The 13,665-nt window shown below is 63.4% G+C and carries 10 protein-coding genes; 6 read left to right on the forward strand and 4 right to left on the reverse strand.

Going from position 1 to position 13,665, the window contains the following annotated elements:
- Window positions 1-39 precede the first annotated feature (39 nt).
- Window positions 40-1,332 (forward strand): cell division protein FtsA, encoded by a 1,293-nt coding sequence (gene ftsA, locus LG306_RS06765; protein ID WP_039247066.1) that lies wholly within the window; start codon window positions 40-42, stop codon window positions 1,330-1,332.
- A gap of 162 nt (window positions 1,333-1,494) precedes the next feature.
- Window positions 1,495-4,635 (forward strand): TonB-dependent receptor domain-containing protein, encoded by a 3,141-nt coding sequence (locus LG306_RS06770; protein ID WP_404419226.1) that lies wholly within the window; start codon window positions 1,495-1,497, stop codon window positions 4,633-4,635.
- A 229-nt stretch (window positions 4,636-4,864) separates the two neighbouring features.
- On the opposite strand, the gene LG306_RS06775 is transcribed toward LG306_RS06770, so the two are convergent.
- Window positions 4,865-6,844, reverse strand: coding sequence for an alpha/beta hydrolase family protein (locus LG306_RS06775; protein WP_404419228.1), 1,980 nt, complete (start codon window positions 6,842-6,844; stop codon window positions 4,865-4,867).
- 363 nt (window positions 6,845-7,207) lie between these two features.
- On the opposite strand from LG306_RS06775, the gene ftsZ reads away from it, so the two are divergent.
- The gene (ftsZ, locus tag LG306_RS06780) at window positions 7,208-8,794 is read left to right on the forward strand and encodes a cell division protein FtsZ (RefSeq protein WP_404419230.1); all 1,587 of its coding nucleotides are present in this window, start codon (window positions 7,208-7,210) and stop codon (window positions 8,792-8,794) included.
- A 186-nt stretch (window positions 8,795-8,980) separates the two neighbouring features.
- On the forward strand, window positions 8,981-9,880 hold the full coding sequence (gene lpxC, locus LG306_RS06785; RefSeq protein ID WP_295172727.1) for a UDP-3-O-acyl-N-acetylglucosamine deacetylase: 900 nt from the start codon (window positions 8,981-8,983) through the stop codon (window positions 9,878-9,880).
- On the opposite strand, the gene pgeF is transcribed toward lpxC, so the two are convergent.
- The 3 genes from pgeF to lgt are packed head-to-tail and all read right to left on the reverse strand — an operon-like array spanning window position 9,877 to window position 12,618.
- Window positions 9,877-10,647 carry a peptidoglycan editing factor PgeF gene (gene pgeF, locus LG306_RS06790; protein WP_404419232.1) on the reverse strand — a complete coding sequence of 257 codons (771 nt, stop codon included), beginning with the start codon at window positions 10,645-10,647 and terminating at the stop codon, window positions 9,877-9,879. The genes lpxC and pgeF overlap by 4 nt on opposite strands.
- Window positions 10,648-10,660: 13 nt before the next feature.
- The gene (locus LG306_RS06795) at window positions 10,661-11,746 is read right to left on the reverse strand and encodes a class I SAM-dependent methyltransferase (protein ID WP_404419234.1); all 1,086 of its coding nucleotides are present in this window, start codon (window positions 11,744-11,746) and stop codon (window positions 10,661-10,663) included.
- A complete protein-coding gene (gene lgt, locus LG306_RS06800; protein WP_039246902.1) occupies window positions 11,743-12,618 on the reverse strand; it encodes a prolipoprotein diacylglyceryl transferase in 876 nt (291 codons plus the stop codon). The genes LG306_RS06795 and lgt overlap by 4 nt, the downstream gene beginning before the upstream one ends.
- Before the next feature lie 173 nt (window positions 12,619-12,791).
- Here lgt and LG306_RS06805 point away from each other — a divergent pair, with 173 nt between their 5' ends.
- Both LG306_RS06805 and LG306_RS06810 read left to right on the forward strand, forming a co-directional pair.
- Entirely contained in the window at window positions 12,792-13,079 is a 288-nt protein-coding gene (locus LG306_RS06805; protein WP_017504504.1) for an accessory factor UbiK family protein, read from the forward strand.
- Window positions 13,080-13,152: 73 nt separating this feature from the next.
- Window positions 13,153-13,656: a YbjN domain-containing protein gene (locus tag LG306_RS06810; RefSeq protein WP_017504503.1), complete on the forward strand. Its 504-nt coding sequence runs from the start codon at window positions 13,153-13,155 to the stop codon at window positions 13,654-13,656.
- The last annotated feature ends 9 nt before the right edge of the window (window positions 13,657-13,665 follow it).

Below are 13,665 nucleotides of genomic sequence, written 5' to 3' on the forward strand. Positions count from 1 at the left end.
ACCAAGCAACGCGGCGCGGCGAATGATCACGGTCGGGGCATGGATCCTCGCGCCGGACGTGCGCCCGTGGTCGCCGCGCTGGATATCGGTCAATCCAAGGTGTCGTGCTTCATCATGAAGCCGGACGGCGTGCGTCACGCCGACCGAACCATCCGCGTCGCGGGCGCCAGCCACGTTCAGTCCAAGGGCGTGAGGGGCGGGGCGATCATCAATATGGACGAGGCGGCCCAGGCCATCGGCCACGCCGTCGAACGCGCCGAGCGCGCGGCCCAGAGTCCGGTCTCCGGCGTCGTCGTCACGACCGCCATCGGTCAGATGGCCAGCCACCGGGTGCAGGCCCGCGTCTCATTGGGCGCCAATCCGGTCGGCGATGCCGATTTGGCGCGCGCCATCGGCATGGCCCTGGCCCAGATCCGCCTGCCCAACCGTCGCCCGATCCACGTCCTGCCCATCGCCTGGTCGGTCGATGGCGCGCGGGGCGTGCATGATCCGCGTTCGATGCGGGGCGGCTCGCTGGGGCTTGATCTGTTGGTGGTCTCGATGGCCGAAAACGTGTTCACGACCCTCAGCCACTGCCTGGAGCTGGCGCACCTGGACCTGCAGGGCGTCGCCGCCGCACCGGTCGTCTCGTCTCTGGCCGCGCTGGAAGAAGACGAGATGGACCTGGGCGCCGTCTGCATCGACATGGGCGGCGGCTCGACCAGCGCAGCCGTCTGGGGCGGCCGCTCCCTGCTGCATATCGAAAGCCTGAACGTCGGCGGCGACCACGTCACCTCGGACATCGCGCGCGGCCTGTCGACGTCCAAGGCCGGCGCCGAAAGGCTCAAGACCCTGCACGGCTCGGCCATGGCCAGCGCCAATGAGGACCGCGAAATGCTGGAGGCCCCGCCGCGCGGCGAGGACGCCTCGGCCGGACCCGTCATCGTCCCCCGCGCCATGCTGAAAACCGTCATCGCCCCCCGCGTCGAGGAAACCCTCGAACTGCTACGTGATCGACTGAAAAACGCTGGCGTCGGCCTGGAGCCAGGCGCGGGCCTCGTCCTCACCGGCGGGGCCAGCCAGTTGAATGGCGTGCGCGAGCTCGCGGTGCGCGTCTTCGACCGTCCCGTCCGCCTCGGAAAACCCCAAAGGGCGCCACATTTGGCCGATGCGGCCTCCGGCCCCGCCTTCTGCGCCACCGCCGGCGTCCTCCTCCGCGCCGCCTACGGCCCCCGCGAGGCGGTGTCGGCAAGAAAGCTGATGGCGCGCCAGATCACCGCCGCCGACGCGCCTCGCATTCATCGCGGAAATGTGGTGGGGCGTGTGGCGGGCTGGCTCCGCGACAATCTCTAAGCCGCTTTGCTGCCCAGCACGAGGTGTGTCTGGATTGTGACGGTTTGCGGCCGGATGTGGCTTATTTTGGTCATTCTGACTTGCCCCTGCGATAGTTAGCGGCATAGAACCGCTGCCAGTGCGTCACAATCCTAGTGACGATTATCCGGGGAACTCACGATAGTGAATATTATCACCAAGGAGCGGCTGCTGAGCTCGACCATCGTCGCTGGTCTGGCCATGGGCATGGTCGCAATGGCGCCGAGCGCCTACGCTCAATCAACCGACGCCACTCAAGAGGCGAAGCCGGCGGATTCGGCGACCCAAGTCGATGAAGTAGTGGTTGTGGGTTCGCGTCTACGCCGCGATAATTACAATTCGCCGTCGCCGGTCCAGGTGATCACGCGTGATGAAGCCACGCTGGCCGGTTTCGCTTCAACCACCGAAGCGCTGCAGGGTACGGCCGTCACTGGCGGCACTGAGCAAATCAACAACGCTTTCGGCGGTTACGTTACGAACGGTGGCCCGGGCGCCAATACCCTGTCGCTGCGCGGCTTGGGTGCGGAGCGTACTCTGGTGCTGTTGAACGGTCGTCGCGTTGCTCCGGCCGGTTCGCGCGGATCGGTTGGGTCGGCCGACCTGAACGTGCTGCCCTCGGCCATGGTCGAGCGCATCGAAGTCCTGAAGGACGGCGCATCGTCGGTTTATGGTTCGGACGCCGTCGCTGGTGTCGTGAACATCATTACTCGCAACAATATCGACGGCGTGAGCGTCGAGGGTCAGTACAACGCCAATACCGATGCGAATGGCGCCGGTAATCAGTCGCGTATCTCGATCGTGGCTGGCACAAGCGGCGACCGCTGGCACCTGTCTGGTTCGGCCGAATACTATAACCGCTCTGAACTGCGCTTGCGCGATCGTGACTTCACCCAATGTGCGATCGACGGGTTCACCGATGGTTCCGATTATATTGACCCGCTGACCGGCCGGTCGAAGTGCTACACGGCCGATGGCGGCGGTGTAACGATCAACACCATCGGCACCAGCAGCCTGACCTCAGACGCCTTTGTCACCGCCGTGAGCGGCATTACCAATCGTCCGGGTATTGTCGTGGCTCCTGGCGTGCCGGGCACCGCTGTTGCGAACGGCGTATACTTCAACCGCTGGCGCCCGAACGCCGGCGCCTCAACCGGGCTGGTCGGTTTCGAAGGTGTTGGCGGCGCCTATCTCGACAGCCGCACCGCGCCGACCGGCTTCCTGGCCTTGTCGACCGCTATCCGCGATACGTTCGAAGACGACATGCTGAACGAGTCGCTGATCTCCCCGGTCGAAGTCACCACCGGCTATTTGGAAGGCTCGTATGATCTTCAGGCCTTGGGCAATGCTGAAGTCTACGGAGAATTTCTCGTTAACCGCCGCGAGTCTTCACAGACCGGCTACCGCCAGCTTGCGCTCGATTATTACCGCGGCAACCTGCTGATTCCCGGCAACCTGACCTTCTCGAACTTCTCGGCAAACCAAGGTCTCAGCCCGACGACTGGTCCGAACGCCAATGCCCGCGTCGGCGTCCGTGCCTTCATCGGTTATGGCAACGACACCTCGGAACAAACTGTCGATTTCGCGAAGAGCCTCGCGGGAATCCGCGGCGACTTCGTAATCCCGGGTTGGCGCTATGACGCCTACGCGAGCTACACGCGCTCGCGTTCCGAGTATAAGTTCCAGCAGTTTATCACGAACCTGCTGCAGAATTCGCTCGACGTCGTCGTGGCTCCGGCCGGTACGCCTTCGCTGTTGACCCGCACGGGGGTTCTCTCTACCGGCGCTACGGGCACCGTGACCTGCCGTGTAAATGTCACGGACCCGACGGCGGGTTGTATTCCAGCGCCGTTCCTGAACAGCCAAACCATCGGCGGGCAATTGCCGGAAGACTGGAAAAACTACGTCTTCCGCCCGATCACCGGAACAACCGAATATATCGAAAAGGTCGTGAGCGTCGGCTTCGATGGACCGCTGTTCACTCTGCCGGCTGGTCAGGTTCAAGCCTTCGTGGGCGCCGAATGGCGTGATGCGGAGATTGACGATACGCCTGCGCCGGACATGCAGAATGGCAATATCTACAACTTCTCGACGGCGACCCCGACGCGCGGTTCCGAATCGGTTTGGGAAGTCTTCGGCGAAATCGAAGCCCCGCTGCTGGCTAATATGACCCTCGTCGACTCTCTGACGTTGAACGCCTCTGCGCGTTACACCGAATATGAGAATGCGGGTTCGGATACGACCTATAAGGTCGGCCTGGTCTATGCGCCCACGTCGTGGCTGACGGTTCGCGGCACCTATGGCACCTCTTACCGCGCTCCTGCGCTGTTTGAGCAGTTCCTCGGCGCCACTTCCGGTTTCATTGCAGCCAGCAATGATCCCTGCAGTGAACTGACTTCGACTGCAAACCCGAATCGTATCGCTAACTGTAACTCTGAGGGCCTCGGGAACTTCGTGGCGACTTCCAGCGTCCGCGTCTTCACGTTGGGCGGCGCTGAAAACAACCTGGAGCCTGAAACCTCGGACAATATGACGATCGGTTTCGTTCTTCAGCCCCAACTGCCTTCGGGCTGGGGTGACCTGTCGTTCGCGACTGATTATTACGAGATCGAGATCAACAACAGCGTCGTCCGTCTTGGCGGTGGTGCAATCCTAAGCGATTGCTACAACTCCAACCCCTCAGACTTCTCCGCTCGCGCAGGCAACTGCTCGTTCATCACCCGCGCCGCCAGCAACAATGCGCTGACGGTCGAGAGCAGCTACATCAACATCGCTACCGATGTCGCCAAGGGTCTGGATTACACCCTGCGTTATCGTCGCGACGTCGGCCCCGGCACGGCGACGTTCAACCTCGGCGTCACGCAGGTTACCGAAACTTCAAGTCAACTGCTGCCGACCGACCCGGTGCGCGATCAGAAGGGTCGGATCAATGTGCCGGAGTTCTCTGGCTATGCTGACCTGACCTACAACTGGCAGGAATGGCGCGTTCGTTGGGGTGTTGAGTACATCCAGGCGACTGAGGACTACTCGTACTACCTGCGTGAGTTCGGTGATGATTACGCCGCAGCAGGTTACGATCTGGAAGTGCCAGACTACTTCCTGCACAGCGCTTCGGTGCAGTATCGTACCGACGATTGGACCGCCACGGTCGGTGTTCGGAACGTGTTCAATGAAGAGCCGCCGTCCATCACGACGGGCGTTTACAATCGGGTCGGTAACGCTCCGCTGTATTCGGGCTACGACTATGTCGGCCGTTCGGTCTTCATCAATCTGAAGAAGTCTTTCTAAGTCGAACCTTCTTCACATCCGGATTGGGGCGGCGGACTTTGGTCCGCCGCCTTTTCCATTTTCGGGGCGTGCGGACGACGCACGTCATCTGTCGCCACCGGTTGAGGTCGGTCAAAAATCGCGAAAGCGATGGCAAGCGCGCCCGGCCAAGATATCGGCACGCTGGCATGGACAAAAAAATGGCCGCCTCCTTGCAGGGGGCGGCCATTCTCAAACCGACGACCTAAAGTTAAAGTCCAGAAACTCCGCAGCCTGTCCGGAGATAATCATCGATATAGCCCAGTTGTTCGGCCATTATTTGGCGCGTCCAAGCCGGGCCGTGTGCGTAATCCTTGATCAGGTGGTACTGAACATCCTGACCGCTGCTGCGTGCACGCGCCACGTATAGGTCCGAGTGATCCTGGGTCACCGTACGGTCACGCTCGCCGGTGAACACCATCATCGGAATCTTGATCTGGTTGGCCTGTGTGATCGGGTTCAATCCACTGACGGTGTCTCGCTGCGCCTCTCGCGTATAAGGATTCTGGAACATGCTGGAGCGAATCTTAGTCAGGTCAGACACGCCCGCCCCTGCGATGGCGCACTTGTAAATTCCTTCGGGACGAATGCCGGCAACCATGGCAGCATAGCCGCCGTAAGAAAATCCGAACATCGCGATCCGATCGCGTTGGGCCACACCCTCCTGTACCAGCCACAAGGCGCCGTCATCCTTGTCGTCCTGCATCTTCTGACCCCACTCGTTATCCCCCGCGAGCCAGAGACGTTTGCCCCATCCGTCTGACCCTCTGTACTGAGGCTGCAACACCGCATAACCCCGCGACGTCATCATGGCTCTCCAGGCAGAATAATCCCAAGTCAGTTCGTCGCGGGCCCACGGGCCACCATGCGGCATGATGACAGTAGGGTAGGGGCCTGGCCCGAAAACGTCTGCGGGCGGCTTACTAAGGAAAGCCGGAATATCTAGCCCGTCACGCGCCTTGTAATATACGAGCTCGGTCTTTCCGATGGAGGCTGGGTTAATCTGCGGATATGGTTGTCCAAGAGGCGTCAACTGGCCGTTTCTAAAAATGGAATAGGTTCCAGGGTCGTTCGAAGCGCCTGCCCAGACAACAACGGTTCCCCAATCTTGAGACGCCGCGATCGTTTCCATATAGCGGTCGGTCGCATAGGGAATCGTGCGCGTGGCGCCTGTGGCCGGGTCAGTGACGCTGAGAGGATGCTTCTCAATATGAAGCGCCTGCTCAAGTCCTGTGATGAGCGACTCGTATCCCGCTGCGATCGGATACTCTGTCTCGCGGGGGCCATTGTAGGTAAACGAGCGTACTTCGCCAAAGTTGGGACCTTGAACCCGGTTGATGCTCATCCCCGTTGCTTCGAACAGTGGATGCTCGAAAACCACCTCGCCAAGCTGCCGACGCGCCACGTCGTATTCAAAGACGGCGGCCTTATCTCTCCCCCGATTTGAAATGACGAAAGCGATATTCGGATCTGTGCTGAATCCAGCGACCGAAAAGACTTCTCGGTTTTTGACGTGGCTACGGAAGTGCTCTTCCCAAGTTCCAGAGGCATTGCGAAACTGGGTTGCAATGTAGAGTCCTTCGGCGTCACGATCAGCGATGTTTCGCACACGCAGGTCGCCGTTCAGATCCGTCGAATAGCCGATCACACGTTCGCTGGAACGCTGAACACGATCGGCCCGATTGGTCCGTACATTGAGACGTAGCACATCGCCGTTGATCTCGATCAGGATGTTGTTGGGATCATTGGGAAGGACATCCAGCACGGCCGGGCTCTGGGTTTTGAGAAACTCCGCCTCGTCGTCCGATCGCGGGCGGAAGGAGTTGATCGGATCACGCCAGTTGCGTCCCTCAAGATCCGTCAGCATGAACTTACTGAGGAAGGTCTTGATGATGGAGCCCTGGGCTACGTCGTAGGGTTGCCACAGGGTTACGCCCAACACGTCGTTCTTGACGAAGGTCACGGCGCGGATTTTCATTTGCGAGGCGCCGATAACAGTTGGGTCTTGATCCAGGTGCTCAGCGTCCCAGACAAGGATCACTTGCGTTTCACCACGCCCTTGAAGCGCAGCGATATGTTTCCCGTCCGGTGAAACCGTGAAACTGGACATCTGCGGGAAGGCCGCAAATTCTTGGATGGTTGGCGCAGCTATGTTAGTCAGAGCCGCAGCCGCGCTGGGCTCGGCAGCCATAGCAGGCGCTGCGCTAACCCCGGTGCAGGATAGGGCCGCGATCAAAGCGGTGATTGAGACGAGACGCATTTCGGTGATTACTCCCCTGAGCCGATGGTTCAAAAGCGCTCGGCTCTTCATTTGGACGTACTGAACCAAACGACGATGTTATCCGCAACAGCCTGTGTCTCAAGGGCAATCCAAAAGCGCTGATTTCTGCGGCGAAGCTTTTAGAAAACAGCTTCCAATCCACCCGACTCACATTATCGCCGTAACCTTCTCTTAACCTTCATGGGCGCAATCCTTAACGCGCTCATAACCAAAGCGATTCGGCGGGGCGGTCGTTAGGTTTGAAGGGGCGGGTCAGCAGGTCGGAAACAGAATATGTCGCTCTCATTGGTCAAGCCGCAACACACTGAACTGAAGCCCCGCATCGTCGTGTTCGGCGTCGGCGGCGCCGGCGGCAACGCCGTGAACAACATGATCGACGCCGGCCTCGAAGGGGTCGAGTTCGTCGTGGCCAACACCGACGCGCAGCACCTCAGCTTCGCCAAGACCGATCGCCGCATCCAGCTGGGCGAGACCATCACCCAGGGTCTGGGCGCCGGCGCCCATCCCGAAGTCGGCATGAACGCCGCTGAGGAATCCGCCGACGAAATCCACCAGCACCTGGAAGGTGCGCACATGGTCTTCATCACCTGCGGCATGGGCGGCGGCACCGGCACCGGCGCGGCGCCGGTCATCGCCAAATGCGCGCGTGATCGCGGCATCCTGACTGTCGGCGTCGTAACCAAGCCCTTCACCTTCGAAGGCCGTCATCGCATGCGTCTGGCCGACGCGGGCGTCGCCGAGCTGCAACGCTATGTCGACACCCTGATCGTCATTCCCAACCAGAACCTGTTCCGCGTCGCCAATGAGCGCACGACTTTCGCCGACGCCTTTGGCATGGCCGATCAGGTCCTGCACTCGGGCGTGCGCTCGATCACCGACCTGATGATTCTGCCGGGCCTGATCAACCTGGACTTCGCTGACGTCCGCGCCGTCATGTCCGAGATGGGCAAGGCGATGATGGGCACGGGCGAGGCTACCGGCGACGACCGCGCCCTGCTGGCGGCCCAGAACGCCATCGCCAACCCGCTGCTGGACGAGACCAGCCTGAAGGGCGCCAAGGCCGTGCTGGTGAACATCACCGGCGGTCTGGACATGACCCTGCTGGAAGTCGACGAAGCCGCCAACGCCATCAGCGCGGAAGTGGACGGCGACGCCAACATCATCTTCGGCGCGGCCTTCGACCCGGCCCTGGACGGCAAGATCCGCGTCTCGGTCGTCGCGACCGGCATGGACGAGGGCGAAGTGCGTCGCATCGAACCCATCGCCCCGCCGGTCGCCACCGCGCCGCTGGCTAGCCATGATGCGCGTCGCTCGGCCGGCGGCCTGTATGGCACGCAAGCCTCGCGCGCCCCGGAACCGACCCGTGACGCCTACCGCGAGCCGGTTCGCGCCGAAGCCCCGCGCGCGCCCGAGCCCCGCATCGAGCCGGCGCCGGTCGTGCCGACCTTTCAGGCCCCTGCCGCTCGCGAACCGGAACCGCGCCCCGAGCCGGTGATCCGCGTCGCCGAGCCACAGCCGCGCACTCTGGACCCCATCGTCGATCCGTGGGTCGAGGAATATGAAACCCGCTCACCGGCTCCGCGCGTCGCGCCGCAAGGCGATCTCTATGAGCGCGCCGCGCCTGCGGCCCAGCAACCCCAAGCTGACGACGGTTACGACGACCGTGACCACCGCCGCAGCGGCTGGAGCCTGTTCGGTCGCGGCAAACGCACCCAGCCTCAGCACGATATGTCCTATGCGCCGCAATCGTCGCATTCGGCGCGCGCGTCGGCTCAACCGGTCCAACAGCCAGAACCGGAGGCGGGACAGGCCGATGACGACCTGGAAATCCCATCCTTTCTCCGCCGTCTGGCCAACTAAACATCCCAAATGACGACCAAACGCCCCGGAGCCCGCCTCCGGGGCGTTTCTCGTTTCCGGATGTGTCTCAGACCGAAACAATCCGAAACCGGACTTTGATTTCGCGCTTGCGGCATGACCGCTAAATGAAACCTAGGGCGCAATCCGCACGGCGTGCGGCGCGCAAAGGAAAGAGCGAGTTCAGGTTTGTCGGTCAGAAACGACCATCACGAACGCACCATCGTCGCCCCGGCTATCATCGCCGGGGTCGGGGTGCACACCGGCCGCCGGGTGCGGCTGGCGGTTCGGCCTGCGCCGTCGGGCACGGGCATCGTCTTCGTGCGCACCGACATCACCGACCGCGACAACCGCATTCCGGTGTCGGGCGATGCGGTCGTTGACGCCCGTCTGAACACCATGATCGAGAACGGCGCGGGCGTTCGCCTGTCGACGATCGAGCATCTGATGGCTGCCTTCGCCGCCCTGGGCGTGTCGAACGCCGTGGTCGAGGTGGACGGACCGGAGCTGCCGATCCTGGACGGTTCGGCGCTGGAGTTCGTTAAGCTGTTGGACCGGGCCGGTTTCCGACCACAGCCGACGCCGCAGCGCTACATCGAGATCCTGGAAACGGTCCATGTCGTCGAGGGCGACAAGCATGCGGCCCTGATGCCGTGCGACCGCTACGAGATGCGGTTCGAGATCGACTTCCCGTCGGCCGTGATCGGCAATCAGGTGATCGACTTCGTCGTGGACGAACCGACCTTCCGCAAGGAGATCATGGCCTGCCGCACCTTCGGTTTCGCCCATGAGGTCGAGGCGCTGCGCAAGGCGGGTCTGGCGCGCGGCGGTTCGCTGGAGAACGCCGTGGTCATCGACGGCGACGAGATTCTGAATCCCGGCGGCCTGCGCATGGAACGCGAGTTCGTGCGTCACAAGGCGCTGGACGCCATCGGCGACCTGTATGTGCTTGGCGCGCCGCTGCTGGGTCGCTACGAGGGCTACAAGGCTGGTCACGCCCTCAACAACAAGCTGGTGCGTGCTCTGCTGGCCGCCCCGCACGCCTGGCGTGAAGTGACCCGCGTGCCGGAACTGGCGCGCGCGGGCTAAGCCCCGATCACCGCAATCAATCGACCGAAGTCCGGCTCGGCGCGCTGGAAGGCGCGGCGGTTCGAATAGAAGCGTTCGGAGTCCGCACAGGTGTCGTGGCCGGTCCAGACGGCCTGGCCGACGCCTGCCTGCTGCAGCCGCCACAGGACGAAGCCCGGCAGGTCGAACTGGCGTTTGTCGTCGGTCTCTCCGTCGTGGAAGAAGCGGTCGCTGCCAGGATCATGGTGGGTGAAGCGGTCTTCGAAATCGACGCCGACCTCATAGCTGGCGGGCGCGATGCAAGGGCCGACGACAGCGACCACCCGCCGGGGCTCGGCGCCCAGAGCCTGCATGGCGGAAACGGCGGAGTGGATGACGCCGCCCAACGCGCCCTTCCAGCCGGCGTGGACGGCGGCGACGATGCGGGTGTCGGGATCGGCCATCAGGATCGGCGCGCAGTCGGCGGTCAGGACTGAACACAGCAGGCCAGGCTCGGCCGAGACGACGGCGTCGCCCTCCGGCCGGTCGCCATGCCAAGGACCTTCGGCCACACGCGCCACGGCGGAATGGATTTGATAGCAGCCGTTCAGATGGTCGGGGGCGGCATTGAAATGGCCCGCAACACGCCGGCGGTTTTCGGCGACGGCGGCCTGATCGTCCTGGGAGCCGACGCCGGCGTTCAACCCTTCATAGAGGCCGGTCGAGACGCCGCCCCCACGGGTGAAGAAGCCGTGGGCGATGCCGGCGGCGGTCAGAAGCGGGTGGGTGATGGGGGCCAGGTCGCTCATGCCCCCACCTATATCAGGCGTCCCAGCCGGGCACGACCAGGGATCGGGGGGCGAAGATGGCGGCGGCCTTGAACAGGGTTCCCATTTGGTCGTCGCCGGTCAGCCGATCCAACTGGCGCGCAATGACGTCGGCGGCGGCGGGCCGGCCGGCTTTCAGCGCCTCGGCGCGCGCCTCGATGCCCAGCCGGCGCAGGAAGTCGCCTTGGGGCAGGCTGCCGGTGACGTCGGCGCCGGTTCGCACCGCGGCTTCCAGCACCAAGGGGAAGTCGGCCCATTGGGTCAGGTCGGCTTCGCCCGGCGTGGCGAGCGGATTGACCTTCTGGTGACGACGCAGGGCCTGGAGCGTGTCGCCGGCTTCGGGCCGGGCGCGTCCATAGTCGATCAGCAGAGCGGCGCCCGAGGCGGCCTTCATCAACAGGCCGAGGTCGCGGCCGAAGACCGCCTGTTGGTCCGAAATTTCCAGAATGCCGCCCGGCGCGATCTCGAAGTCCGGCTTCTGAAAACCGCCGGAAATGGCGGTCAGGCCGAATATCAGGTCGCCATCGTCTGTGACGCCGATGCGGCGCTCGGCCCAGCCGCCGTCGGTGCGGACGAACTGGCGGGCGGGCATGCAATCCAACACTTCGTTGGCGATCAGGATGACAGGGGCGTCGGTCTCGATCGCCGTCAGGCTTCGGACCCACCGCGGCGAGAGGTCGGCGCCGGCCAGGGCCTTGGCCTGGAGATCGCGCAACGGGGCGCTGGGTTCGATCAGGATCAGATCGCAGGCTTCGAGAAAGCCCGGGACCAGGCGGGCGGCGCGCAAGGCGTCGCTCATCAATGTGCCGTGGCCGGGGCCGACCTCGACCAGGCGGAACCGCTCTGGCGCGCCCAGCCGGTTCCAGGTTTCGACCGCCCACAGACCGATCAGTTCGCCGAACATCTGGCTGACCAGAGGGGCGGTGATGAAGTCGCCACGCGCGCCCAAATCCGGACGCGATGCATAGTAGCCACCCTTGGGATCGTGCAGGCAGCGGGTCACGTAGTCGGCGACCGTCATCGGACCCGTCAGGGCGATCTCGCGCGCCAGACGGGCCTTTAGGGTTTCGGTCTCGCTCATGCCTCAGCGGCAGCCGGTGGGCGCTTCCACGCGCGCCAGATCAGCCAGGCGCCGACCAGGATCATGGGGATCGACAGCATCATTCCCATGGTCAGGCCGAACGGGAAATCTGGCATGCCGATATCCGGCTCGCGCACATTCTCCAGCGCCGCGCGGCAGACGCCATAACCGACCAGGAACAGGCCGGTGATATAGCCGGGCTTCTTCAGCAGGCCGAACTTCCAGATCGCAATGGAAAGGACGGAGAACAGGACTATCCCTTCAAGGCCTGCCTCATAGAGCTGGCTGGGGTGGCGGGGCGCATCGCCCGCGGGGCAGAAGCCGTACATCTGTTCGATGCGGGCGTTGCAGAAGCGCACGGCCCAGGGGACGGTCGTCTCGCGGCCCCACAGCTCGCCGTTGATGAAGTTGGCCAGGCGACCGAACATCAGTCCGATCGGCACGACGGGCGCGACCAGATCGCCGAGACGCAGCATGTCGATCTTCTGCGACCGGGCGTAGAGGACGATGGCCAGGCAGACGCCCAGGAAGCCGCCGTGGAAGCTCATGCCGCCGGTCCACAGCTGGAACAGTTCGAACCGCTCGCCCAGCGTCTGGCCGGTGAACAGCTGGCCGTACATGGCCGGCTTGTAGAAGAGGGCATAGCCGAGGCGACCGCCCAGGATGATGCCCAGCACGATCCACAGCACCAGATCGTCCAGTTGCGTCGTGGTGACGGGCGGCTTGCCCGGCGCCCACAGCCGCTGGGTCTTGGCCAGGCGCGCGGCGTACCACCAGCCCAGCACGATGCCGGCGACATAGGCCAGGGCGTACCAGCGGATCGGAAGCGGTCCGAGGTGGATCAGGACCGGATCGAATTCGGGAAAGGGCAAGGGGCGTTCCTGTGCGGGACTGTCTTTGACAGCGGTTTAGCAAGCGTCGCCGCTGTCGTCGCCTGTGAAGACGCATCACGACGCCTTGATGGCGCCGGCGAAGCAGCAGAAAGAAAGGTTTCGTTCACCATAGTCGGTGAACCTTCGTTAACGACGTTGAGGTCGGAGCCGCCATGCAGACCCGCAATCCCATTCTGGACGAGTTCGCCAAGCTGACGACCGGCGCCATGGGCCTGGCCCAGGCCGCGGGTGAAGAGGCCAAGACCGCCTGGCGCGCCCAGGCCGACCGGATCGCCGCCGAAATGGACCTGGTCCGTCGCGACGAGTTCGATGTTCTGAAGGACGAGATCGCCGCTCTGCGGGCCGAGATCGCAGAGCTGAAGGCCGCCCAAAAGCCGGCTGCAAAGCCCGTGAAGGGAACGTCCACAGATGGAACTCAACCCGGGGACGCAGCCGGTTGAGCCGAATCTGCGAACAGGCTTACCGTTCTGTTAACGCCCGCGATTCTAGCGGACGCAGCGTGAAAGACACTTGATGGACATCGCCCGGCCCGAGGAAGTGGACGTGCCCTTCGACCCGCTTGAGGTCGTCGAGCATGTGCTCACGGCCGAGAATCTTCCGTTCGACCGCACCGACGACGGCGACCTCGCCTTTGCTCTGGCCGGCGACTGGAAGGACTATGAGCTGTGGTTCGCCTGGCGTCCCGAGGGCGACTGTCTGCAGCTGTGCTGTGCGCTGGATCTGAAGGTGGCCAAGAGCCGCAAGACGGCGGCCTATGAACTGGTCGGTCTGATCAACCAGCGCACCTGGATGGGTCATTTCGAAGTCTGGGCCGAGGACGGCGAGATTGTCTTCCGCCATTCGCTGGCTCTGCCGATGGGCGAGCGCCCGACGCTGGCCCAAGCCGCATCCATGATCGACGCAGCCATCGAGGCTTCGGATCGCTACTACCCCGCCTTCGACTTCATGGTGCGCGGGAACAAGAAGCCGCAGGAGGCGATCGACGCCTGCCTGTTCGAGACCGTCGGCACCGCCTGATGCCAAGCG

Origin of the sequence: Brevundimonas vesicularis, from assembly GCF_044807075.1 — a bacterium.
GTDB classification, from domain to species: domain Bacteria; phylum Pseudomonadota; class Alphaproteobacteria; order Caulobacterales; family Caulobacteraceae; genus Brevundimonas; species Brevundimonas vesicularis_G.